This is a genomic window from Pseudomonas sp. D5(2026), assembly GCF_057766845.1.
In genome coordinates this window covers 3186377-3209764 of record NZ_CM173421.1, presented here as the reverse complement: position 1 = coordinate 3209764, position 23388 = coordinate 3186377, and the positions used below count along the sequence as shown (strand labels likewise).

General features: G+C 64.2%; 16 protein-coding genes and 1 riboswitch. Of the genes, 8 read left to right on the top strand and 8 right to left on the bottom strand.

Annotated features, from left to right (window positions below; all coding sequences use genetic code 11):
• Positions 1 to 71 precede the first annotated feature (71 nt).
• Both AC3B5Q_RS14930 and AC3B5Q_RS14925 read right to left on the bottom strand, forming a co-directional pair.
• The gene (locus AC3B5Q_RS14930) at positions 72 to 434 is read right to left on the bottom strand and encodes a hypothetical protein (RefSeq protein WP_488392649.1); all 363 of its coding nucleotides are present in this window, start codon (positions 432 to 434) and stop codon (positions 72 to 74) included.
• Positions 431 to 583 carry a hypothetical protein gene (locus AC3B5Q_RS14925; protein WP_021785624.1) on the bottom strand — a complete coding sequence of 51 codons (153 nt, stop codon included), beginning with the start codon at positions 581 to 583 and terminating at the stop codon, positions 431 to 433. Before AC3B5Q_RS14925 ends, AC3B5Q_RS14930 begins: the two co-directional genes overlap by 4 nt.
• 100 nt (positions 584 to 683) lie before the next feature.
• A riboswitch (cobalamin riboswitch) is annotated at positions 684 to 900 on the top strand.
• Positions 901 to 1000: 100 nt separating this feature from the next.
• On the opposite strand from AC3B5Q_RS14925, the gene cobW reads away from it, so the two are divergent.
• From cobW to AC3B5Q_RS14905, 4 genes are all read left to right on the top strand, one after another.
• Positions 1001 to 2068, top strand: coding sequence for a cobalamin biosynthesis protein CobW (gene cobW / locus AC3B5Q_RS14920; RefSeq protein ID WP_021785623.1), 1068 nt, complete (start codon positions 1001 to 1003; stop codon positions 2066 to 2068).
• Between the two features lie 3 nt (positions 2069 to 2071).
• Positions 2072 to 5833, top strand: coding sequence for a cobaltochelatase subunit CobN (cobN, locus tag AC3B5Q_RS14915; RefSeq protein WP_274118894.1), 3762 nt, complete (start codon positions 2072 to 2074; stop codon positions 5831 to 5833).
• A 1-nt stretch (position 5834) separates the two neighbouring features.
• Complete coding sequence (locus AC3B5Q_RS14910; RefSeq protein WP_274118895.1) at positions 5835 to 6857, top strand: magnesium chelatase ATPase subunit I; 1023 nt, start codon at positions 5835 to 5837, stop codon at positions 6855 to 6857.
• 77 nt (positions 6858 to 6934) lie between these two features.
• The gene (locus tag AC3B5Q_RS14905; protein WP_101196036.1) at positions 6935 to 7525 is read left to right on the top strand and encodes a vWA domain-containing protein; all 591 of its coding nucleotides are present in this window, start codon (positions 6935 to 6937) and stop codon (positions 7523 to 7525) included.
• A gap of 106 nt (positions 7526 to 7631) precedes the next feature.
• On the opposite strand, the gene AC3B5Q_RS14900 is transcribed toward AC3B5Q_RS14905, so the two are convergent.
• The gene (locus AC3B5Q_RS14900) at positions 7632 to 7898 is read right to left on the bottom strand and encodes a hypothetical protein (RefSeq protein ID WP_003247923.1); all 267 of its coding nucleotides are present in this window, start codon (positions 7896 to 7898) and stop codon (positions 7632 to 7634) included.
• Positions 7899 to 8238: 340 nt separating this feature from the next.
• Here AC3B5Q_RS14900 and AC3B5Q_RS14895 point away from each other — a divergent pair, with 340 nt between their 5' ends.
• Complete coding sequence (locus AC3B5Q_RS14895; RefSeq protein ID WP_021785619.1) at positions 8239 to 9564, top strand: sigma-54 dependent transcriptional regulator; 1326 nt, start codon at positions 8239 to 8241, stop codon at positions 9562 to 9564.
• A gap of 556 nt (positions 9565 to 10120) precedes the next feature.
• Here AC3B5Q_RS14895 and AC3B5Q_RS14890 read toward each other — a convergent pair.
• Positions 10121 to 12121 carry a peptidase U32 family protein gene (locus AC3B5Q_RS14890; protein WP_021785618.1) on the bottom strand — a complete coding sequence of 667 codons (2001 nt, stop codon included), beginning with the start codon at positions 12119 to 12121 and terminating at the stop codon, positions 10121 to 10123.
• Positions 12122 to 12335: 214 nt separating this feature from the next.
• Complete coding sequence (locus tag AC3B5Q_RS14885; RefSeq protein ID WP_003247927.1) at positions 12336 to 12716, bottom strand: RidA family protein; 381 nt, start codon at positions 12714 to 12716, stop codon at positions 12336 to 12338.
• 136 nt (positions 12717 to 12852) lie between these two features.
• Between AC3B5Q_RS14885 and AC3B5Q_RS14880 the strand changes: the two genes are divergently transcribed.
• The gene (locus AC3B5Q_RS14880) at positions 12853 to 13545 is read left to right on the top strand and encodes a tRNA (adenine(22)-N(1))-methyltransferase (RefSeq protein WP_021785617.1); all 693 of its coding nucleotides are present in this window, start codon (positions 12853 to 12855) and stop codon (positions 13543 to 13545) included.
• Position 13546: 1 nt separating this feature from the next.
• Here the strand turns inward: AC3B5Q_RS14880 and AC3B5Q_RS14875 are convergent, their stop codons facing one another.
• Positions 13547 to 13807, bottom strand: a complete 261-nt coding sequence (locus AC3B5Q_RS14875; protein ID WP_021785616.1) for a DUF2790 domain-containing protein — start codon at positions 13805 to 13807, stop codon at positions 13547 to 13549.
• A 114-nt stretch (positions 13808 to 13921) separates the two neighbouring features.
• On the opposite strand from AC3B5Q_RS14875, the gene AC3B5Q_RS14870 reads away from it, so the two are divergent.
• A complete protein-coding gene (locus tag AC3B5Q_RS14870) occupies positions 13922 to 14854 on the top strand; it encodes a LysR family transcriptional regulator (RefSeq protein ID WP_014590770.1) in 933 nt (310 codons plus the stop codon).
• A 116-nt stretch (positions 14855 to 14970) separates the two neighbouring features.
• Here AC3B5Q_RS14870 and AC3B5Q_RS14865 read toward each other — a convergent pair whose 3' ends face one another.
• Both AC3B5Q_RS14865 and AC3B5Q_RS14860 read right to left on the bottom strand, forming a co-directional pair.
• Entirely contained in the window at positions 14971 to 16122 is a 1152-nt protein-coding gene (locus AC3B5Q_RS14865) for an acyl-CoA dehydrogenase family protein (RefSeq protein WP_014590771.1), read from the bottom strand.
• A 16-nt stretch (positions 16123 to 16138) separates the two neighbouring features.
• Positions 16139 to 17212 carry an enoyl-CoA hydratase/isomerase family protein gene (locus AC3B5Q_RS14860; protein WP_101196040.1) on the bottom strand — a complete coding sequence of 358 codons (1074 nt, stop codon included), beginning with the start codon at positions 17210 to 17212 and terminating at the stop codon, positions 16139 to 16141.
• 328 nt (positions 17213 to 17540) lie between these two features.
• On the opposite strand from AC3B5Q_RS14860, the gene mnxG reads away from it, so the two are divergent.
• A complete protein-coding gene (mnxG, locus tag AC3B5Q_RS14855) occupies positions 17541 to 23378 on the top strand; it encodes a manganese-oxidizing multicopper oxidase MnxG (RefSeq protein ID WP_101196041.1) in 5838 nt (1945 codons plus the stop codon).
• Positions 23379 to 23388 lie beyond the last annotated feature (10 nt).

Below are 23388 nucleotides of genomic sequence, written 5' to 3'. Positions count from 1 at the left end.
TCGTAATTTAGGGAATGCGTAGCCTAACGGACCGTTTGGGGCCGGGTAAAGCACCGGCTGCCGGTTGGGGCTCAGCGCTGCGTCTGCAAGCGCTTGGCCCAGTCTCCGCCGTGGCCGTGCACGCAGGCCTCTTCACTGTCGAATCGCACATGCCAGGCCGGATTGTCCAGCTGAATGCCGGCTTGCTCCAGCGCCAGGCCGGTAAGCGCCAGCATGCGCGCCTTCGCATCACCGACCACGGCCGCTGCCTTGTCGGCCTCTTGCTCGAATACCCAGGTGATACGCAGGCTGCTCGGAAAGTCCTCGGGGTCGAGGCGATGGGTAAGCCAACTGAAGCCGACAATCTCCGCCTTGGCGGCTTCGCAGGCATCGGTCAGGCACGCGACCAACTCCCGCTCCAGGCGACTTATCTCGCGTTTGCCCAATGCCTTCATGGGTTGGCCTCGTCATCGATCTGCTGGCAAAAGCGCAGGCGGTTGCCGAACGGGTCTTGCCCCTGCATCTGCAGAAAATCCAGGTAAAAAGCCTTGGCCTTGTCGGCGGAGAACATGCGCAATACCGGTAGGGCGGGGGCGAGGGGCATGGGGCGTCCTTGTCCGTTGAAAAAGTGCCACTGTAGCGCAGTTGCTGCCCTTATGGTCGACCAGCCGGCAGCAATGGTTGACCACCCGCCAGCCACTGCGTAGCCTTGCCCACTTCGAGGTTCTTCGGCATGGCCGGAGCTAAGACGGGAACGCGGTACAAGCCGCGGCTGCCCCCGCAACTGTAAGCACCGACAACGGATCGACACAGCCACTGCGTCAGCGCGCGGGAAGGCGTCATCCCGCCAGCCCGCTGTTCAACTGAACGGGGGCATGGAACGGTGCAAGCCAGGAGACCTGCCTCGTCACGTTTTCGACTTTCAACCGGGCGGGGTGATCCGGTGGCGAACAAGCCCGGCCGGTCCGGCCCGCGGCTGTCGTCCTGCATGCCCGCGCCACACTGCCAAGGGCAATGCGACATGAAAACACTGGCCAAGCTCCCCGTCACCATCGTCACCGGCTTCCTCGGCTCGGGCAAGACCACCTTGCTGCGCCACATGCTCGACAACGCCCAGGGCCGCCGCATTGCGGTCATCGTCAACGAGTTCGGCGAACTGGGCATCGATGGCGAAATCCTCAAGCAGTGCAGCATCGGTTGCACCGAGGAAGAAGCCAGCGGCCGCGTCTACGAACTGGCCAACGGTTGCCTGTGCTGCACCGTGCAGGAAGAATTCTTCCCGGTGATGCGTGAGCTGGTCGCACGCCGTGGCGACCTCGACCACATTCTCATCGAAACCAGCGGCCTGGCCCTGCCCAAACCATTGGTACAAGCGTTCCAGTGGCCGGAAATCCGCAATGCCTGCACCGTCGATGCGGTCATCACCGTGGTCGACAGCCCGGCCGTGGCCGCTGGCACCTTCGCCGCCTACCCGGACCAGGTCGATGCCCAGCGCAAGCTCGACCCTAACCTGGACCATGAATCGCCCCTGCACGAGCTGTTCGCTGACCAGCTGGCCAGCGCCGACCTGGTGGTGTTGAACAAGGCCGACCTGATCGACGCCGAAGGCCTGGCCAAGGTGCGTGCCGAGGTGGCCGAAGAACTGCCGCCGGCGGTGAAAGTGATCGAGGCCAGCAGCGGCAAGCTGCCACTGGACGTGCTGCTGGGCGTGGGTGCCGAGTCCGAGTCACATATCGATGGCCGTCGAACTCACCACGATTCCCACCACGACGGCGACGATCATGACGATCATGACCACGACGCTTTCGATTCCATCTCCATCGACCTGCCTGAAGCCGACGAAAGCCTGCTGCTCGATGCGCTGACCCAGCTGGTGGTGGAGTTCGGTATCCTGCGCGCCAAAGGCTTCGCCGCCATCCCGGGCAAGCCGATGCGCCTGCTGGTACAAGGTGTGGGTACCCGTTTCGACAAGCACTTCGACCGCGCCTGGCGTGCCGACGAGCCGCGCATTACCCGCCTGGTGCTGATCGGCCAGGACCTCGATGCTGCCCAGCTGGAAGCGCGCCTGCGCCAGGCACTGGGCGCCTGACCCATGCACCTGCTGCGGACCCAGCCCGGTGGTTTCGTACCGGATGACAGCATTGCCGACCTCGGCCAGACACCCGCCGAGCTGGTGATTCTCTGCAGCGGCGATTCGCACCTGGCATTGCTCGCCGACACCGCCGAGCAATTGCCCGAAGACTTTCCCGGCCTGCGCCTGGCCAACCCGATGCAGGTGCAGAACCATGCATCGGTCGACCTGTATGTCGACCAGGTGCTGCGCCATGCCAAGGTCATCCTGGTGTCGCTGCACGGTGGCGTTGGTTACTGGCGCTATGGTGTCGAACAACTGGTCGAGCTGGCCGCCCGTGGCGTGCAGCTGATTCTGGTGCCGGGCGACGACCGCCCAGACCCGGAGCTGACCAGCCTGGGCAACGTCCGCGGTGAGCAGGCCGAGCGGCTTTGGCATTACCTGCGCCAGGGCGGCAAGGCCAACGCCATCAACCTGTTCAACTGCCTGGCCAGCCAGTGGCTGGGCCGCGACTATGCCTGGGACGAACCGCAGCCTTTGCCGCGCACGGCGGTCTATCACCCGGCCAACGGCAGCGCGACACTCGAGGACTGGTACCCGCACTGGCACCCCGAACAGCCGGTGGCGCCGTTACTGTTCTACCGCTCGCACCTGCAAGCGGCCAATACCGCCTTCATCGACGTGTTCTGCCAGCGCCTGCAGGCTGCCGGCCTGAACCCGTTGCCGATCGCCGTGGCCAGCCTCAAGGAAAGCGCCTGCCTGGAACAGGTCGAAGCCTGGCTGGACGAGGTCGGCGCCGAAGTGCTGATCAATACCACCGGTTTTGCCCTGTCCAGCCCCGAGCGCCCCAACCTGCGCCCGTTCCGTCGCGACATCCCGGTGCTGCAGGCCATCTGCGCGCAGGACAACCAGCCTGGCTGGGAAGCCAGCGAGCAGGGCCTGGGCGCGCGCGACCTGGCCATGCACATTGCGTTGCCGGAGCTGGACGGGCGCATCATCACGCGCCCGGTCAGTTTCAAGGACATGGCCTGGCGCAGCGAGCGCAGCCAGTCCGACGTTGTCTGCTACCGCGCCCACCCCGAGCGCATGGACTTTGTCGCCGAATTGGCCCGCCGCTGGGTCGAGCTGGCCCGCCTGCCCAATGCCCAGAAGCGTGTAGCCCTGGTGCTGGCCAACTACCCGACCCGGGATGGTCGCATTGGTAATGGTGTCGGTCTGGACACGCCCGCCGCCGCACTCAACATCCTCAAGGCGCTGCAGGCCGAAGGCTATCCGCTGGCCGAACTGCCGGGCAGCGGTACGCAACTGATCCACCAGTTGCTCGGTGGCGTGACCAACGACCTCGACCACCTCGACCAGCGCCCCTGTGCCCAGAGCCTGAGCCTGGCCGATTACCAGGTGGCCTTCGAGCGCCTGCCGCAGGCCAACCGCCAGGCAGTGCTGGAACGCTGGGGGCCGCCCGAACAGGACCCGATGTACCGCAGCGGCCGGTTGATGGTTGCCGGCCTGCGCTTTGGCTTGACCTTCGTTGGTATCCAGCCGGCGCGGGGCTACCAGGTGGACCCTAGCGCGGTGTATCACGACCCTGACCTGGTGCCACCGCACGGCTACCTGGCGTTTCACTTCTGGCTGCGTCACGCATTTGCCGCCGATGCGGTGATCCACGTCGGCAAGCACGGCAACCTCGAATGGTTGCCCGGCAAAGGCGTCGGGCTATCGGCGCAGTGCTGGCCGGACGCGCTGCTTGGCCCGCTGCCGAACATCTACCCGTTCATCGTCAACGACCCGGGCGAGGGCGCCCAGGCCAAGCGCCGTACCCAGGCGGTGATCATCGACCACCTGATGCCGCCGCTGACCCGTGCTGAAACCTATGGCCCGCTGCGCCACCTGGAACAACTGGCCGACGAATTCTACGAAGCGCAGTTGCTCGACCCTCGGCGTGCCCGCGAGTTGCAGCGTGACATCCTCGAGCTGGTCAAGGCCAACCACATTGACCGTGAGTTGCAACTGGAAGGGCAACTGGACGATGCGGCGCTTTGGCTGCCGCGCCTGGATACCTACCTGTGCGACCTGAAGGAGTCGCAAATTCGCGATGGCCTGCACGTGTTTGGTCAGTCACCAGAAGGGCGGCTGCGCCTGGATACGCTGCTGGCGTTGTTGCGGGTCGAGCGTGGCGACGGCCGTGGCGGTAATGCCAGCCTGCTGCGGGCTTTGGCCAAAGCACTGGTGCCGGGCTGGGACCCGCTCGATTGCGACCTTGGGCAGCCGTGGCAGGGCATACGCCCCGAACAGCTGCAGGCCATGAGCAATGAACCTTGGCGCACCTGTGGCGACACCCGCGAGCGCCTTGAGCTGCTGGCACTGCAGGTGATCGGGCAGGCGCTGGAAGGCACGGCACAGTTACCCGACCTGAGTGAGTGGCAACCGGTGCACGCTGTCGTGCAGGCCCTGTGTGAGGCGGTCGCACCCAGCCTGGACGCCTGCGGCACGGCTGAAATGCATGGCCTGCTGGCGGCACTGGCCGGGCGCTTCGTGCCCGCCGGCCCCAGTGGTGCGCCAAGCCGAGGGCGCCTTGATGTGCTGCCCACCGGCCGCAACTTCTATACCGTGGACGTGCGCAACCTGCCCACCACCACGGCCTGGCGCCTGGGCTTCGCCTCGGCCAGCCTGATCCTCGAACGCCATCTGCAGGACCACGGCGACCACTTGCGTCAGCTCGGTCTGTCGGTATGGGGCACGGCGACCATGCGCACCGGTGGCGACGACATCGCGCAAGCCATGGCGCTGATGGGCGTGCGGCCTGTCTGGGCCACCGGCAGCCAGCGCGTGGACGACTTCGAAATCTTGCCGTTGAGCCTGCTCGACCGCCCGCGGGTGGACGTGACCTTGCGCGTTTCTGGCTTCTTCCGTGATGCCTTCGGCAACCTGATCCGCCTGTTCGACGCCGCCGTGCAGGCAGTGGCCGCGCTGGACGAACCTGACGACCTCAACCCCTTGGCTGCCCGCGTGCGCAGCGAACGGGCAGCGCTGCAGGCTCGAGGCGTGGATGCCGAGCAGGCCGCGCGTCAGGCAGGCTGGCGGGTGTTCGGTGCCAAACCTGGCGCTTACGGTGCCGGGGTGCAGAACGCCATCGATGGGCGCTTGTGGCACAGTCGCGACGACCTGGCTGAGGTCTACCTCAACCACGGCGGCTATGCCTACGGTGGCAGCGACGACGGAACCCCGGCCCGCGCCCAGTTCGCCCAGCGCCTGGCCAAGGTGCAGGCGGTGCTGCAGAACCAGGATAACCACGAGCACGACCTGCTCGATTCCAACGATTACTACCAGTTCCAGGGCGGCATGCTGGCGGCCTCGGAAACCCTGTCCGGGGCGGTGGTGGCCAGCTACCATGGCGACCACAGCCAGGCCGACCGACCGCGCATCCGTACCCTCAAGGAAGAGCTGAACCGGGTGATCCGTGCCCGTGCGCTCAACCCCAAGTGGATCGACGGGGTCAAGCGTCACGGCTACAAGGGTGCCTTCGAGATGGCAGCGACAGTCGACAACCTGTTCGCCTTCGACGCCACCACGCACCTGATCGACGATCATCATTACCAGGGGCTGGCCGATGCCTACGTGCTCGACCCGGCGACCCGCGATTTCATGCGCGAGCACAACCCCGAGGCCTTGCGCGACCTCACCGAGCGCCTGCTGGAGGCCCAGCAGCGCGGCTTGTGGCAGGCGCCGGGCGACTACCGCGAAGCCCTTGAGGAACAATTGCTCGACGGCGAGGAACAGGCTTGAAATGAGTGAACCCGTACAATTTCCGCTGGCGGCCGTGGTCGGTGCAGACGACCTCAAGCTGGCGCTGTGCCTGACCGCCATCGACCCCAGGATCGGTGGTGTGCTGATCGAAGGGCCGCGTGGCATGGCCAAGAGCACCCTGGCCCGTGGCCTGGCCGACCTGCTTGGCGAAGGCCCGTTCGTCACCTTGCCATTGGGCGCCAGTGAAGAGCGGTTGGTCGGCACCCTCGACCTGGATGCCGCGCTGGGGCAGGGCAAGGCGCAGTTTTCTCCGGGCGTGCTGGCCCAGGCCGACGGCGGTGTGCTGTATGTCGATGAGGTCAACCTGCTGCCCGACACCTTGGTCGATCTGTTGCTTGACGTGGCTGCCAGCGGCACAAACCGCATCGAACGTGACGGTATCTCGCATCGGCACAGCGCCCGCTTTGTACTGATCGGCACCATGAACCCGGAAGAAGGCGAACTGCGCCCGCAGTTGCTCGACCGTTTCGGATTGAACGTGGCGCTGGAGGGCTTGCCGGAGCCCGAGGCCCGGCAGCAGATCATTCGCCGCCGTCTGGCCTTCGACAGTGACCCTCAGGCGTTCTGCGCACACTGGGCCCAGGCCCAGGCGCAACTGCGCGAGCGCTGCCAGGCGGCGCGCCAGACCTTGGCCGACATTGCCCTGGATGACCAGGCGCTGGCCTGGATTACCGAGCGCTGCTACGCCGCCGGCGTGGACGGCCTGCGCGCCGACCTGGTGTGGCTGCGCGCTGCGCGCGCCCACTGTGCGTGGCGTGGGGCTGCAGCTATCGAAGAAGTGGATGTCGAGGCGGTGGCCGAGTTCGCCTTGCGCCATCGCCGCCGTATGACGCCTCAGGCCAACCCGCCGTCGGCGCCACCGCCGCCTGAGCAGCAGCTCCGTCATCAGAGTGCCGACAACCCTGGCGAACAGGGTGGGCAGGGCTACTGGGGGGCATTGCCGGCACAGCCGGTGGCCAGCGGCGCCCGCCGCGAGGTGCCGAACTGGGCAAAAAAGCCCTGAGCATCCCCCAGCCACCAGCCAGGGGGGCGGATGCCAGAGCGGGCAAAGGCAAGCAGAACGGTACCCGCCGTGGCCCCGTGCGTCATGCGGCGGCTGGCCGGGTGGCCTGGCTGCCGACCTTGCTCAAAGGGCGGCCACGTCTGCGAGAGGACCTGTGCTGGCAGCAGCGCAAGGGCAGGCCTGCAGAGTTGTGGCTGGTGATCGTCGACGCCTCGGCTTCAACCCGGCGTCATCAGGCGCTGGCGCAGACCAAAGGGCTGCTGGCGGCATTGTTCGACCAGGCCTATCGCCAGCGCGCCCGCCTGGCCCTGCTGACTGCCAGCGGGCGCACGCCACAGTGGCAGCGCCACGGGCTGAAGGCATCCGCCGCCTTGCAACCCTGGCTGCAGGCCTTGGGGGCAGGTGGGGGCACGCCGCTGTTGGCCGCACTGGAGCAGGCGCGGCACTGGCTACAGGCGCGGCAGCGAGCGCATCCGCAAGAGGCCTTGCGTTGCCTGGTGTTCACCGACGGTCGCCTGCAGCACTGCAATGCCGTGCAACCGATGCCGTGCGCCACGTTGTTGGTCGATATGGAGCTGGCGCCAGTGCGCCTGGGGCGCGCGCAGCGTCTGGCAGAACAATTGCACGCCGATTACCAGTATTTGCAACAATTCAAGGTGGTGGATTGAAAGGGCGGTTTGCGACACTATGTCGCAATCAGAAAAGTTGTCGCAACAGCAACAGAGAAATTGTACAAGTGCGTGACAGTGCACGCACTTGCTGTGCCGGCCGATATTACTTTGGCATCGACCACGGTTGCAGGTCGTAACCCTTTTCACACAGTTCGGCGCGCACTTCTTCGATCAGGCTGGCCCATTGGGCCGGGTCGGAGTAGATGCGCGACGACACCTGCTTGGCGCCGATGCGGGTGCTGGTCCGGTCGATCACTGCCAAGCTCAGTTCACCAGTACCGTTGGGCGCATCCCAGGCTACGCACTGGAAAGGTTCGAAGGCGTGGTCGGCAATCAGCAGTGCTTCGTTGACACGGAGCGGGGCATTCATGGTTCGGTCTCTCTATGGTCCCAAACATCGAAGTGAAGTCCGCGTTGCTTTAAAGTCGCCTCATGTATCGCGAAGTGCAGCGCGGGGTTGTGTGTACTGATGCTCGTTGTTAGTGGGTAAGTCACACATTGGTTGTAAAATTTTTTCAGGGGTGACGCTGTTCTTGCCTGCGCCGCCATGTGATGTCGATAAAGTGCGAAAATTCCCGTGGTGGTTTGTAAGAAAATGATTCGGCAGACAAACGGTACTGGGAACCGTCAACTTCGTTGCTACTGTTAAACGAGCGCCACAACTTGCTGTTTTATTTCAAAAAACCAAAAACTGGCGCCAAGGACCGGTCATGCAGCAGCCTGCCGCTCAACGCCGTTTGCTTGTCGTCGACCCCTGCGACGATTGCCACCGTTTGTTACCTGGCCTGCGCAACGCAGGCTGGGATGTGGACAGCTGCATGCTCGGGACTGCGCTGGACCACACTTGCGATGTCGGGCTATTGCGCTTGCAGGCCTCACACCTGAGGCAGCCGGACGCGGTCAAGGACATGATCAAGCGCAGCAACACCGAATGGATTGCCGTTCTCAGTGCCGACCAGCTGCGCATGCCGGCGTTCGGCGATTTTGTATGTGAATGGTTTTTCGACTTCCATACCCTGCCGTTCGACGTTTCCCGTGTGCAGGTAACCCTGGGCCGGGCCTTCGGCATGGCACGCCTGCGCGGCAAGGGGGCCGTCAAGGTCGATGAGACAACCCATGAGTTGCTCGGCGAAAGCCGGCCTATCCGCGAGTTGCGCAAGTTGCTGGGCAAACTGGCACCCACCGAATCGCCTGTGCTGATCCGCGGTGAGAGCGGCACCGGCAAAGAGCTGGTGGCGCGCACCCTGCACCGCCAGTCGCTACGCAGCGAGCAGCCGTTCATCGCTATCAACTGCGGAGCGATCCCCGAGCACTTGATCCAGTCCGAACTGTTCGGCCATGAGAAGGGCGCCTTTACCGGTGCCCACCAGCGCAAGGCCGGGCGTATCGAAGCGGCCGATGGCGGCACGCTGTTCCTTGATGAAGTCGGCGATTTGCCGTTGGAGTTGCAGGCGAACCTGCTGCGGTTCCTGCAGGAGAAGCACATTGAGCGGGTGGGTGGCAGCCAGCCAATACCGGTGGATGTCCGGGTGCTGGCGGCCACTCATGTGGACCTCGAGCGGGCCATCGAGCAAGGGCGTTTCCGCGAAGACCTGTATTACCGCCTGAACGTCTTGCAAGTGGTTACCGCGCCGTTGCGCGACCGCCATGGTGACCTGTCGATGCTGGCTAGCCATTTCGCCCATTTCTACAGCGTGGAAACCGGGCGTCGGCCACGGTCGTTCAGCGACCATGCCCTGGCGGCGATGGGCCGGCATGACTGGCCGGGTAATGTGCGCGAGCTGGCCAACCGTGTGCGCCGCGGGTTGGTGCTGGCTGAAGGACGGCAGATCGAGGCGCAGGACCTTGGGTTGCAGTTGCTCGACCCGGAACAACAGCCGCTGGGCACGCTGGAAGAATACAAGCACCGCGCCGAGCGACAGGCGCTGTGCGATGTGCTCAACCGGCACAGCGACAACCTGAGCGTGGCGGCCAAGGTGCTGGGCGTCTCGCGGCCGACGTTCTATCGGTTGCTGCACAAACATCAGATACGGTGATTGCTGCTGAGGTACGCTTGCGCCGTTCTTTGAAGCCGCTCCTACAGGGAAACCACAACCCCCTGTAGGAGCGGGTTGGCCAATTTCCACCTGCCGCTCACCGTTGTCGCGGCTACCGTATTCGCGGCTAAAGCCGCTCCTACAGGGAACCACAAGCCCGTATAGGAGCGGGTTTACCCGCGAAAGGGCCGTGCCTGCTGGCCAATTTCCACCTGCCGTTCACCGTTGTCTCGGCTACCGTTGTCGCGGCTAAAGCCGCTCCTACAGGGAACCACAAGCCCCTGTAGGAGCGGGTTTACCCGCGAAAGGGCCGGGCCTGCTGGCCAATTTCCACCTGCCGTTCACCGTTGTCTCGGCTACCGTAGTCGCGGCTAAAGCCGCTCCTACAGGGAAACCACAAGCCCCTGTAGGAGCGGGTTTACCCGCGAAAGGGCCGTGCCTGCTGGCCAATTTCCACCTGCCGTTCACCGTTGTCTCGGCTACCGTAGTCGCGGCTAAAGCCGCTCCTACAGGGAAACCACAAGCCCGTGTAGCGAAGAGGCCCTGCCAGGCGAACTCAGTGCGGCCCGCGCGGGATGGTCTTGAGCAAGTCTTCCGGGCTGATATGCCCCACCACCTGGGCCACCGCGCTGCCCGGGGTCGGCAGGTCGATGATGTGGCTCTTCATCTTGCCGATCACATGCATCTCGCACGGCTTGCAGTCGAACTTCAGGGTCAGCACTTCGTCACCCTGAATCAGCTGCATCGGTGCCACCTTGGTGCGCACGCCGGTCACGCCCTTGGCCTGCTTGGGGCACAGGTTGAAGGAGAAGCGCAGGCAGTGCTTGGTGATCATCACCGGCACTTCGCCATGCTCTTCATGGGCTTCATAGGCCGCATCGATCAGTTGCACGCCGTGGCGGTGGTAGAAGTCGCGGGCCTTCTGGTTGTACACGTTGGCCAGGAACGACAGGTGCGACTCGGGGTATACCGGCGGTGGCGTGGTCTCGGCCTTGCGCCCGCCACGTGGATGCGCCTGCACGCGTGCTGCAGTCAGTGCCTCGATGGCTTCGCGGCGCAGGGCCTTGAGCTGCGAGTTGGGAATGAAGTACGCCTGCGGGGCATCCAGTTCGATGCGGTCGGCGTGGTACAGGGTGGTGCCCAATTGGCCGAGCAGGTCGTGCAGCTGCTCCAGTGCCTGCTGCGGCTTGTTGGCTACGCCGAACGGGCCATCCAGGGCCACTTGCACGCTCACGCCTTCTTCACTGCTCAGGGTAAGCATCAAGCGCTGCTCGCGCAGGACTGCGTGCCACTCCACGCCGACCCGGCGTTCGGAGGAGGTGCGTTGCAGGGCCTGCTGCCAGTTGTGGTCGAGGTTGCGCGACAGCGGGTGGTTGGGCCGCAGCTTGTGCAGGCCTTCGGGCATTTCGTTGGGCTCGACGCGATAGCGGTAGCGCTTGTGGCCGTCTTCTTCGAATTCGCCACGCGGTTCGGCGATGTTGGCGCGGAAGCCCACCACTTCGCGCTTGACCAGCACATTGAGGCCGTCGCCGTTGGTCAGCGGTACGTCGGTGACCACTTGCATGTCACGCTTGCCGACCTTTTCCACTACGCCCACCGGCAGGCCGGTAAAGGTTGGTGAGTCGAAGGCGCCGATATCGACCTTGCGGTCGGTCACGAAGTAGTCGGTGCTGCCGCGGTGGAAGGTTTTGTCCGGGTCGGGCAGGAAGAAGTGTTCGGTACGGCCGCTGGACGCGCGGGCGTACTGAGGGCGGTCTTCAAGGATGGCATCGAGCTCTTTGCGGTAATGGGCGGTGATGTTCTTCACATAGCCCATGTCCTTGTAGCGGCCCTCGATCTTGAACGAGCGCACGCCGGCATCGACCAGGTCAGCCAGGTTGGCGGTCTGGTTGTTGTCCTTCATCGACAGCAAGTGTTTCTCGAACGCAACCACGCGGCCCTGGTCATCTTTCAGCGTATAGGGCAGGCGGCAGGCTTGCGAGCAATCACCACGGTTGGCGCTGCGGCCGGTCTGCGCATGAGAAATGTTGCATTGGCCGGAGAACGCCACGCACAGCGCGCCGTGGATGAAGAACTCGATGGCAGCATCGGTTTCGGCGGCGATGGCACGGATTTGCTGCAGGTTCAGCTCACGCGCCAGTACCAGTTGCGAGAACCCGGCCTGGTCGAGGAACTTGGCCCGTTCCAGGGTGCGGATGTCGGTCTGGGTGCTGGCATGCAGCTCGATCGGCGGGATGTCCAGCTCCATCACCCCGAGGTCCTGCACGATCAGCGCGTCAACGCCGGCATCGTACAGCTGGTGAATCAGCTTGCGCGCCGGTTCCAGCTCGTTGTCGTGCAGGATGGTGTTGATGGTGGTGAACACGCGTGCATGGTAGCGATGGGCGAACTCGACCAGCTCGGCGATATCGCTGACTTCGTTGCAGGCGTTATGGCGCGCGCCAAAGCTCGGGCCGCCGATATAGATGGCGTCAGCGCCGTGCAGGATCGCTTCACGGGCGATGGCCACGTCACGGGCAGGGCTGAGCAGTTCCAGGTGATTCTTTGGAAGGGACATGTCGTTATATTTTCGGGCTGTCACGGTTTAGGCGGGCATTGTAGCGGTGAAACGGGCTGGCGGCATCATTGGGGTGCCGAGAGGTGCGGGATTGGCTGCGGGTACGCGCAACTGTGGGAGCGGCCTTGCGTCGCGAAAGGGCCGCAGAGCGGCCCCGGCGATCTTGCAGTCAGTCAACGATGTTGGGGGCGCTGCGCACCCCAACAAGCGCAGCTCAGCGCTTGGCAGCCATCGCCGTCACTTCCACACGCATGCCTTCAAAGGCCAGTGAAGCCACACCCACCGCCGCACGCACCGGCCAGGGCTTGCTGAAGAAGCGCTGGTACACTTCGTTGAACGCCGCGCGGTCGGCCATGTCGGTGAGGTAGATGGTCAGGTGCAGCACGCGGTCCATACCGCTGCCGGCCTTTTCCAGGGCCACTTTCAGCGCCTGCAGGGTGCATTCGCTCTGCTCGACGATGCCGCCCAGTTCCAGGCTGCCGTCGGCGTGGGTCGGGATTTGTGTGGTGACCAGCACGCCGTTGTACTCGGCAACGTCGGAGGAAATCGACTCGGCATCCGGGTCCGGGGTGTAGATGATGTCTGCATTTGCCATGGTGTGTTCGCCTTGCAACGGAAGGAAAACGGCAAGCCTACGCGAGCGCATCCGCCCGGTCGAGGGTGCCTCGGTGTTTGAAATGCGCGGCGTTCGCCGTCAGAATCGCGGCCGATTGCAAAACCAGGGGTTTACGTTGAACGAACAGACTTTGTCCAGGCGCCTGGAGCGCGTGGCCGCCCATGTACCGCAGGGCGCGCGCTTGGCCGACATTGGCTCGGACCACGGCTACCTGCCGGTGGCCTTGATGCTGCGTGGCGTGCTCGAGGCCGCTGTGGCGGGTGAGGTGGCACAGACGCCGTTCGCCTCGGCCCAGCGCAATGTGCACAAGAACGGCCTGCAAGAGCGGGTCACCGTGCGCCTGGCCGATGGGCTGGCAGCGGTCGAGCCGCAAGACCGTATCTCGGTGGTGAGCATATGCGGCATGGGCGGCGACACCATGTGCGAGATACTCGAGGCCGGCAAGCAGCGCCTTGGCGGCGTCACGCGCCTGGTACTGCAGCCCAATGGTGGTGAGCGCGAGCTGCGCCAGTGGCTGGCGGGCAATGGTTACCAGATCGTCAGCGAAGAGCTGCTACGGGAAAACCGCTTCGATTACGAGATCATCGTCGCCGAGCCGGGCAGGGTGATGTATAGCGCTGAACAGCTGTACTTCGGCCCCGTGTTGATGCAGGAAAAAAGCGAGGCGTTTGTGGTCAAGTGGCGGCGCATGCTGCGGCAGAAGCAGCAGACCCTGGCCAATTTCCAGCGGGCCCGCGATGCGGTGCCTCAGGCGAAGATCGACGATTTCAATCAGCAGGTGGGCTGGATCACCCAGGTGCTGGCCTGACTCACTGCTGCGAGCAGTTGCCCATTTCCCGGTAGTCGATTTCGCGCTTCTGGCCCTGATGGTCGACGTACACCATGTGTGCGGTGCCCACCTGGCAGTCGGCGGCGTTACTGGCCGGGGTGATGGAAATGACCTTGGCCACGTCCAGCGGCATGCCGTATTCATAGTGGCTGCTGACGGGCTGGTTGTCGCCGGCATCGGCAAAAGCACCGAACGAGGCGAAGGCAGCGGCAATGGCAAGGACAGCGATCGAGCGTTTCATGACAGGCTCCTTTTTTAATGGATGGCTTATGATCTATTCATTGGCCATCCACAATAAATGGGCTAAAACGTGATAGATTCCTGCTTTTAACGCAACAATAAGGAGCGCACCTTCATGGACATGCTGCATGCCATGCGTACCTTCACCCGTGTGGTGGAATGTGGCAGCTTTGCTGCAGCTGCCAATGCTCTGGATATTTCTGCAGCGCAGGTTTCGCGCATCGTTGCCGAGCTGGAGAACCAGCTGCAGACCCGCCTGCTGCACCGCACCACCCGGCGCTTGCGCATGAGCGAGGCGGGTGAGCGGTTTCTGGAGCGTGCGCGGCAGATCATGCTGCTGACCGAAGAAGCTGTGGGCGAAGCGCGAGGGGCGCACCTCACGCCTCGCGGCCATCTGCGTTTGCACTGCCCACACGGCATGGGGCTGTTGCTGATGCCGCTGGTGGCCGGCTACAACACGCTATATCCGGAAGTGGTGATCGAGCTGACGCTGTCGCAGCGCAACCCCGACCCGCTGGCCGAAGGGCATGACGTGGTGATCACTGTGGACGGTGCGCTGCCGGATTCGCAGCTGATCGCTGTGCCGCTGGGCAACATTTTCAGCATCCCCTGCGCGGCCCCCGGTTACCTGGATACTCACGGTGTACCGGAGCGCCCCGAAGACTTGCACGGCCATCGCTGCCTGCGCATGGCTTACCCGATGTACGAAGGTGACTGGGTGTTCCCGCAAGGGGTTGACCAGTGCGTGATCGCCCCGAACGACAGTTTCTCTACCAACGTCGCCGACGCCATGCTGGTGGCCAGCGAGCTGGGCATGGGCATTGGCCTGCTGCCGTTCTACACCGCCAGCGAGGCGATCGGGCAGGGGCGCTTGTGCCGGTTGTTGGCACCGTATCGGCTGCGGGAGAGTGCGCTGTATGCGATGTATCCGTCACGCCACTACCTGGACGCCAAGGTGCGCACCTGGATCGACTACCTCAAGGAACAGTTGCCGGCGTTGTTCGAGGGGCATGCCAGGGTGGTGGATGATGCGCGGTATTGGCGCTGAGGCGAGAAGTTTGCCGCGGTGACATTACTGTGGGAGCGGGCGCGCCCGCGAACACCGGCAAAGCCGGTGCCATCCACCGCGTCGCCCGCTCCCCCAAAAACCGCGTTGCCTTTGCGTTACAGCGGATAGTTTTTCAATTCCCGTGCAATCAGCATGCGCTGGATCTCGCTCGACCCTTCATAGATCTGGGTAATCCGCGCATCCCGGTAATAGCGCTCCACCGGGTAGTCTTCCAGATAACCGTACCCACCATGCACCTGGATAGCCATCGAGCACACCCGCTCGGCCATTTCCGAAGCGAACAGCTTGGCCTGTGACGCTTCCGACAGGCACGGCTTGCCGGCGCTGCGCAGGCGGGCGGCATGCAGGATCAGCAAACGTGCGGCGTTCACCTGCACCTGCATGTCGGCCAGCAGATTGGCGATGCTCTGGTGTTCGTTGATCGGCTTGCCAAACTGTATGCGGTCACGCGAGTAGACCAGCGCCGCTTCAAATGCGGCGCGGGCGATGCCCAAGGCCTGGGCGGCAATGCCGATACGGCCGCCTTCGAGGTTGGACAGGGCAATGGCCAGGCCCTTGCCACGCTCACCGAGGATATTGGCGGCAGGAATGCGGCAGTTGTCGAAGGTGACCGCGCAGGTGTCGGAGGCGCGGATGCCCATCTTGTGCTCGCTGCGGTCAACCTTGAACCCAGGGTTGTCGGTGGGCACCAGGAACGCCGACAGGCCTTTCTTGCCCAGCTCCGGGTCGGTCACTGCGAAGACGATCGCCAGGCCGGCACGGCGGGCATTGCTGACGAACTGCTTGGCTCCGTTGATGACCCACTGGCCATCCACCAACTCGGCGCGGGTGCGCAGGTTGTGCGCCTCGGAGCCGGCCTGTGGCTCGGTCAGGCAGAAGCAGCCAATCACCTCGCCGCTGGCCAGGCGTGGCAGCCACTGCTGTTGCTGTTCGGCGGTGCCGTAGGCCAGCAGCGGGCCGCAACCTACCGAGTTGTGGATGCTCATCATCGCCCCGGTGGCGCCGCAGCCGGCGGCGATCTCTTCCACTGCCAGGGCGTAGGCGACATAGTCGGTGTAGCTGCCGCCGAAGTCTTCGGGCACCACCATGCCCAACAGGCCCAGTTCGCCCATCTTGCGCACCACGCCATCATCGATCCAGCCGGCCTTTTCCCAGGCCTGGGCATGGGGTGCGATTTCGCCACGGGCAAAGTCCCGGGCCATGTCGCGGATCATGATCTGTTCTTCGCTCAGTTCGAGGTCTTGCATCTGTGTACTCCCGGGCTCACAGGCCTTCGAAGAATTGTTCGACCCGCTGGCGTTGCAGCGCGGCCAGGGTCGGCGGGTTCCAGCGGGGCTGCTTGTCCTTGTCGATGATCAGGGCACGCACGCCTTCGATGATGTCGCCGTGCTGGAACCACTGGCGGTCCAGGTGCAGTTCCATGGCAAAGCAGTCGTCAATGCCCAGCTCGCGCCCTCGGCGCAGCATCTCCAGCGTAACCGCCATGGCCAGAGGCGAGCGGGTTTCCAGCTGATCGGCGGTGGCCATCGCCCAGGCGTGGCTGTCGCCAAGGCTCACCGCACGCAGTTGCTCGACGATGGCTGGCAGGTCGGGCAGGGCGAAGAAGTGGTCGATGGCCGGGCGCAGCTTTTCCAGTGGCGCATCATCCAGCACCTGGCTACCGAGCCTGGCCAGCAGGTTTTGCAGGTCCTTCAGCGGGTGGTCGCTGAAGTCGAGCTGGTCGAGGCCTTGGTATAGGGCGGCGAGCTGGTCGCTGGCCAGGTACCAGTCGGCCAGGCCGCAGTACAAGGCGTCGGCCGCCTGGATCTGGGCACCGCTGACACCCAGGTAGATGCCCAGCTCGCCGGGGATGCGTGAGAGGAAGTAGCTGCCGCCCACGTCCGGGAAGTAGCCGATGCCAACTTCGGGCATGCCCAGCCGGCTGCGCTCGGTGACCACGCGCAGGTCGCAGCCCTGGGCCAGGCCCATGCCGCCACCGAGGGTGAAACCGTCCATCACCACCAGTATTGGCTTGCGGTAGCGGTGAATGACCAGGTCGAGGGCGTACTCTTCGACGAAAAAGGTTTCATGCAGCGTGTCGCCGGCCTTGAAGCTGTCGTACAACGAGCGGATGTCGCCACCGGCACAGAACCCCTTGGGGCCTTCGCCGCGCAGGACCACGGCGCGCACGTGCGGGTTGTCGGCCCACTGATCCAGGTGCTGACGCAGGCTGCGCACCATGTCCAGGGTCAGGGCATTGAGACCGGCAGGGCGGTTCAGGGTCAGGTGGCCGATCTGGTTGCGGACCTCGGCCAGTACGTGGTCGGTTGCTGCCGCGGTATGAGCGTGCGCAGTCATTGCGTTCTCCCTGCTTTGTTATTGATTTTCCAAGTGAAGTCTGGAGTTCGCTGGAGGATCGCAGGATCCTTGCATGCGAATTTGCCTTGCACAATCGACAATTGTGCAAGGGTATCGTGCGTTTTTACCTTGTGCGAGCCCAGCGCGCGCCTTGTGGAGTAGCCATTACCCCACGGGACGTCGTCCCCCGATTCGGGGGAACCTGTTGGGGGATCCTCCCCAGTTTGTTGCGGTTGACCGCACAACTTACTGACAAATATGGAAGTTTTCTTCTGGCACACACCTTGCTCCAGCTCCTCGCAGAGATCCTGTGTCCCGGAGGTGCAGCATGTCGACGCCGCTCAAAGGCCCCATCCTGTCGTCACTTTTACTGGCCTTGCTTGGCTGGGAAGCAACCAGCGAGGCGGCTGTGCAGTGCCAGCGCACCCTGGTCGCCAACGTGGTGGCACTGGATCAGCCACTGATGTTCAACCGCCTTGGCGCGCAAAACGCCAACGGCATGATGTTTGCCCTTCGTGAGGATGTGGTGGACGACAAGCAGGTCCCCCTCAGCAAGGGCGGGGCCGCAGTACCGGGCAAGGTTACCCTGCGCCCGGACAAGCGCCCGCGGCCTATCGTGCTGCGCGTGGCGGCCGGTGACTGCCTGACGGTCAACCTCACCAACCTGCTGGATTACAAGGCGAACCCCAACAAGCACGGTATCGAGGCCGAAGTGCCCGAGGGTGAGGCAGAGGCGCCGGAGGTTGAAAACGAAGGCGGCGAAGGCTTTGTCGCCGACGAGCAGGTGGCCGAGCGCATGGTCGGCTTCCAGGTCAACGGTATGCAGGCGGTGAACAGCATTGCCGATATTTCCGCCTATACCGGGCGCAACGGCAACTTCTTCGTCAACCCCGGCAGCACCCGCAGCTACACCTTGTATGCCGAGCGCGAAGGCGCCTTCGCCGCCACCAGCAAAGCCGCTACGTTCGGCGGCGAGGGCACGGCGGGCAACGTCTCCAATGGCCTGTTCGGCCAGGTGGTAGTGGTGCCCAAACTGGGCCGTACCTACCGCAATACCCTCACCGAAGAAGAAATGCGCCTGGCCACCACCGGTCGAACTGCCACCGGCCAGCCCGTGATCGACTACGAAGCCCGTTATCCGCAGGTCGAGCCGTGGATCGCCGAAGGCAAGGCTGGCAAACCGATCATTGCCATGGTCAACGGCAACGAGATCATCAGCAGCGAAACCGATGCCATCGTCATGGGGCCCAACCCCGACGGCAGCTTCCCCAGCTCTACTTACCCGCTGGAAAGCACGGGCAAACGCAACCCGGCGCTGCCCAACCGACTGGAGGCGTTCCGTGATTTCGCCTCGCAGTTCGCCGACGAGGTTGCCGGTACCCAGGCCTTCCCTGGCTACTGGGCCGACCCGGTGATGGGCCACGTGCTGGAGCCGGCGCGCGATGCGTTCATGATCAATTACGGCTCTGGTGGCATGGGTGCCGAAGTGGTGGCCAACCGCTTGGGGGTGGGGCCGATGCACGACTGCCTGTCGTGTGCCTATGAAGAGTTCTTCCTCAGCGCCCACACGGTCGGTGATATAGGCACCCTGGTGGATGTACCGGCCAACGTCGGCCTGGAACACATCCGCCCGGGCGAAGTGCCGCCGGCCAGTGCCGTCGGGGTCAAGGCCAGCATGGCCCTTTACCCCTCAGAGCCTGCCAACGTGCACCACAGCTATATCGGTGACTTCACCAAGTTCCGCAACACCCACAACGGGCACGAGCAGCACATCTTCCACTTGCACGGCCATCAGTGGCTGTTCAACCCCAATGACGACAACTCCGACTACATCGATGCCCAAGGCATCGGCGCCGGCGTCGGCTACACCTACGAAATCGCCAACGGCGGTTCGGGCAACCGCAACCGTGTTGCCGGCGATGCCATTTACCACTGTCACTTCTACCCGCACTTCGCCCAAGGCATGTGGGCCATGTGGCGGGTACATGACGTGTTCGAAGAAGGCACGCGGCTGGAGGTAAGCGGGGAGGGCGAGAATGGCTTCCACAGTACCCCGTTCGCACTGCGGAGCGGTAAGCCGGCCTTTGGCGCCCGAGCCCTGCCCGATGGCGAGATCATTGCCGGTACGCCTATTCCGGCCATCGTGCCGCTGCCCGGCAAGGCCATGCCGCCCATGCCCGGCAAAGTCGTGGTCGTGCCCAAGCTCTCCGAAACGTTGGTTGCCGTCAACGATGATGACCACGAAGACGATGACGAGCCTGCCGGCGAGGCGCCAGTGCGCAAGGCCGTGGGCTCGCTGGCGCTGGTCGACCGCACCGAGGCCAACCGCAACGCCGACGGCACGTTGAAAAACCCAGGCTACCCGTTCTGGATCGGCGGCATGGAAAGTAGCGTCGGCAACCGCCCGCCAACCCCGCCCCTGGACATGCTCGACCCGGCCCTGGCCCGGCAGCTGAAAGACAGCGGTAAAGCCCTGTGGGCCAACCTGGATGCGAACCAGGTCGATGGCTGGGACGGCGGCCTTGGCCGCCATGCACTGGACGGTGTGTCGGCCGGTGGCGTAGCGGATACCACCACCACCAAACTGGACTTCACCAAGGTCGTGCACAAGGCCAAGCCCATCTACCTGCCGGAAGAGGGCACCGATGTGGAGCAGGCAGCCATGCAGTTCCACGCCATGGGTGAACACCCCAGCTATGCACTGATTCCCGGTAACCAGCCAGTGGCCAAGGCGTTCCGCACCAACGGCGCCTTGCCGACTGCGGGTGCGCCGTACTACGAGCCCTGCATGGATGACCGTGGAAAACGCCTGACGCAGTCCTCCGGGGTCGGTGAGTTCAACAGTGGAGAGAGCCTGACGGGTGTGAACTTCCGTGGCGCCTCGGCCTTCACTGCCGACCGCCCACGCATCTACAAAGGGGCCAACATCCAGTTCGACGCGGTGTACAACAAAGTGGGCTACCACTTCCCGCAGGCACGCATCATCGCCCTGTGGGAGGACGCCTGGCCGGTCATTACCAAGCAGCGCCCGCCAGAGCCGCTGGTGATGCGCATGAACACCTTTGACTGCGCGATGTACCAGCACACCAACCTGATCCCGAACATCTATGAGATGGACGATTACCAGGTGCGCACCCCGACCGACGTGATCGGCCAGCACATCCACCTGCCCAAATGGGACCTGACCGCCGCCGACGGTTCGGCCAACGGCTGGAACTACGAAGACGGCATTCTTTCGCCCGGTAGCGTGGTCGAGCGCGTGCATGCCATTCGTACTTATAACGGTTGCACCGAAGGGGATAGTCGCGATGGCACTGCTGCCTGCCCGATAGCCAGGCAGCACCCGTACTTCGGCCGCTTTGGCCGCGCCGACTGGCTGGGCGCACGTACAGCCATGCAGCGCTGGTTCGCCGACCCGCTGGTGAACGTGCATAACGTCGACCGTGGCCTGGGCACCATCTTCACCCATGACCACCTTGGCCCATCGACCCACCAGCAAGTGGGCCTGTATGCCACCGTGCTGGCCGAACCGGCCGGCTCTACCTGGTACCACGCCGAAACCGGCGAGCAGCTGTATAACCCGGCCACGCGCCAGGACGGCGGCCCGACCTCGTGGCAGGCGGTGATCCAGACCGGCGATCACGATGGCGACGGCAAGAACGACAGCTACCGCGAGTTCTTCCTGGAGTACAGCGACTTCCAGCATGCCTATGAAGCCGGCGTGTATGTAGGCGCAGGGCCGGACGGCATTCCCAATGCCCAGTCGTACCCGGCCACGGCCGACAGCTTCCGCTACGCCATCAACCCGCCCGTGCGTGGCAAGGCGTCGAGCCTGCTTGAGGCCATCGTCGAGGAACGTGGTGGTATCAACCCTGGCTGCCCAAGCCGGCCATGCCCGCAGGCGATCTCGGTGGATGACCCGGGGATGTTCGTCGTCAACTACCGTAACGAGCCGCTGGCCCTGCGCGTGTACGACCCGAACAAGGTCGGCCCGGACGGCAAGCGTGGCATGCAGGCCGACGGCCTGGCCGGCGACCTCAGCTATGCCCTGCAAACCCGTACCGACCGCGCTATCCCGGCGATGAACCTGTCGCCATCGGCGATCACCTCGGCAGTCGGCCCCACCGGCGGCACCACGCTGTTCCCGCCACATATCAACACGGCCGGCGCCGAGCCGGGCGACCCGTTCACCCCATTGCTGCGAACCTATTCCGGTGACAACGTGCGCCTGCGCATGCACGCCGGTGGCCACGAAGAGGAGCACAACGTCACCCTGCACGGCGTGAAATGGCTGCAGAATGGCTCTGGCTTTGGCAACAGCTCCAACTCGGGCTGGAAGTCGTCGCAAATGATCGGCATCTCCGAGCAGTTGGGCTTCATGGCGCCTGTGTCGATGATCTCCAGTTCGGCAGCCACCAACGGCGACTACCTGTACTCGCTGGACGCCGCCCTGGAAGGCTACTGGAACGGTATCTGGGGCATCATGCGCAACTACACCGCGCAGCGTGCCGACCTGTTCCCGCTGCCCAACAACCCGCAGCCGGTGGCCATGCGCAATACCGTGAACTTCAACGGCATCTGCCCGAAAACCACGGCCAACCCCAACGGCATCGGCACCCGCACCACGGTCAAGCGCAACTACGAGATCGTCGCGGCGCTGGCCAACGACATCCTCGAAAACCGTAACGGCGTCAGCATCAATGACCCGGCGGGCATCGGCCAGCATGTCGGAGGCGCGCTCAAGGCCGACGGTGGCACCCTGGTGTTCAACAGCCGCAAAACCGCCATCCCGCTGGTCAGTGGGGTAGACCCTGAAGATGGGGCGACCTTCACCATCGGTGGCCACAGTGCGCCGCTGCATGACCCGACCGCGATCCTGTACGTGCGCAAGGCTGACCTCGACGCCACCACCGGCAAGCTCAAGCCGGGTGTTCCGGTAGAGCCCCTGGTACTGCGCGCCAATGCCGGCGACTGCATCAGCATCACCCTGGAGAACCGCTTGCCACTGGTGATGCCAGACCTGTCGAGCACTGCAGTGATGCACAACGTGGTCAAGCGTGACCGCTTCGACAGCGAGGGCTCCACCGCGTTTGCCAACAACCTGATGCGGCCGTCCAGCCACGTGGGCCTGCATGCGCAGCTGCTGGCCTACGACATCACCAAGTCCGACGGTGCCAACGTTGGCCTGAACCCGGTGCAGACCGTGCCACCGCGTGCCGGCACCAGCGGCGCTTACCCGACCAAGGAGTACCAGTACTACGCCGGCCACTTGGAGCGTGAAGGCAAACCGGTGTCGCAACTGGGCCGCACAGTGGACAACATCAAGACCACGCCTATCGAGTTCGGTGGCCTCAACCTGACCCCGTCAGACTTCATCAAACAGCCGCAGAAAGGTCTGGTGGGTGCCATGAGCATCCTGCCGCAAACCGCCACCTGGACCGAGGATACTGCTACCCGTACCCAGGCCACGGTGAAGGTCAGTGGCCAGCCGGACTACCGCGACTTCGTCACGGTGTGGCAGCGCGCACTGAACATGCGCTGGGCCGACGGTCGTCCGGTAGAAGGTATCAATGTCGAAGGCAACGGCGCTGCCGGTGACCCGCAAGACAACGGCAACATGGCGGTCAACTACAAGACCGAACCGTTGTGGCTGCGCTTCGGCATGGCGCCCGACTCGCCATTCGGCCGCGCCAATGGCCTGGGCTTTGGTGATGTACCCAACGCCCACATGGCCTACGCCAACGCCCTGGTCGGTGGCGACCCGCAAACCCCGGTGCTGTACGCCAAGCCAGGGCAACCGGTGCGCAACCATATCGTGATGCCCAGTGGTGGCAGCCGCGGCATGGTCTACCAACTGGACGGGCACGTATGGCCACTGCACAACTACCAGGCCGAGAAGAGCGATGCGGACGGTTACCCGATGAGCATGCCTGGTATCGGTTCGGTGCGCTTTGGCTACAACCCGATGGCCATGTACATCGGCGCGCAGGAAAGCGTACTGCCAGCGGCACACTTCAGCTTCATGCTGCCGAGTGCCGGCGGTGCCAACGCGGTGGCGGGTGACTACCTGTTCCGCGACTACGCCGCCTACGGCAACCTTTCGGGGCTGTGGGGGATCTTGCGGGTGACCAACGAAGCGCCGCCGGCAACGGCCCCGGCGCAGTGACGGAAGGGGA

Excerpts from the sequence above, each read along its gene's own strand:
- AC3B5Q_RS14930 (WP_488392649.1), bottom strand. The coding sequence starts at position 434 with ATGAAGGCATTGGGCAAACGCGAGATAAGTCGCCTGGAGCGGGAGTTG.
- AC3B5Q_RS14925 (WP_021785624.1), bottom strand. The coding sequence starts at position 583 with ATGCCCCTCGCCCCCGCCCTACCGGTATTGCGCATGTTCTCCGCCGAC.
- cobW (WP_021785623.1), top strand. The coding sequence starts at position 1,001 with ATGAAAACACTGGCCAAGCTCCCCGTCACCATCGTCACCGGCTTCCTC.
- cobN (WP_274118894.1), top strand. The coding sequence starts at position 2,072 with ATGCACCTGCTGCGGACCCAGCCCGGTGGTTTCGTACCGGATGACAGC.
- AC3B5Q_RS14910 (WP_274118895.1), top strand. The coding sequence starts at position 5,835 with ATGAGTGAACCCGTACAATTTCCGCTGGCGGCCGTGGTCGGTGCAGAC.
- AC3B5Q_RS14900 (WP_003247923.1), bottom strand. The coding sequence starts at position 7,898 with ATGAATGCCCCGCTCCGTGTCAACGAAGCACTGCTGATTGCCGACCAC.
- AC3B5Q_RS14895 (WP_021785619.1), top strand. The coding sequence starts at position 8,239 with ATGCAGCAGCCTGCCGCTCAACGCCGTTTGCTTGTCGTCGACCCCTGC.
- AC3B5Q_RS14890 (WP_021785618.1), bottom strand. The coding sequence starts at position 12,121 with ATGTCCCTTCCAAAGAATCACCTGGAACTGCTCAGCCCTGCCCGTGAC.
- AC3B5Q_RS14885 (WP_003247927.1), bottom strand. The coding sequence starts at position 12,716 with ATGGCAAATGCAGACATCATCTACACCCCGGACCCGGATGCCGAGTCG.
- AC3B5Q_RS14875 (WP_021785616.1), bottom strand. The coding sequence starts at position 13,807 with ATGAAACGCTCGATCGCTGTCCTTGCCATTGCCGCTGCCTTCGCCTCG.
- AC3B5Q_RS14870 (WP_014590770.1), top strand. The coding sequence starts at position 13,922 with ATGGACATGCTGCATGCCATGCGTACCTTCACCCGTGTGGTGGAATGT.
- AC3B5Q_RS14865 (WP_014590771.1), bottom strand. The coding sequence starts at position 16,122 with ATGCAAGACCTCGAACTGAGCGAAGAACAGATCATGATCCGCGACATG.
- AC3B5Q_RS14860 (WP_101196040.1), bottom strand. The coding sequence starts at position 17,212 with ATGACTGCGCACGCTCATACCGCGGCAGCAACCGACCACGTACTGGCC.
- mnxG (WP_101196041.1), top strand. The coding sequence starts at position 17,541 with ATGTCGACGCCGCTCAAAGGCCCCATCCTGTCGTCACTTTTACTGGCC.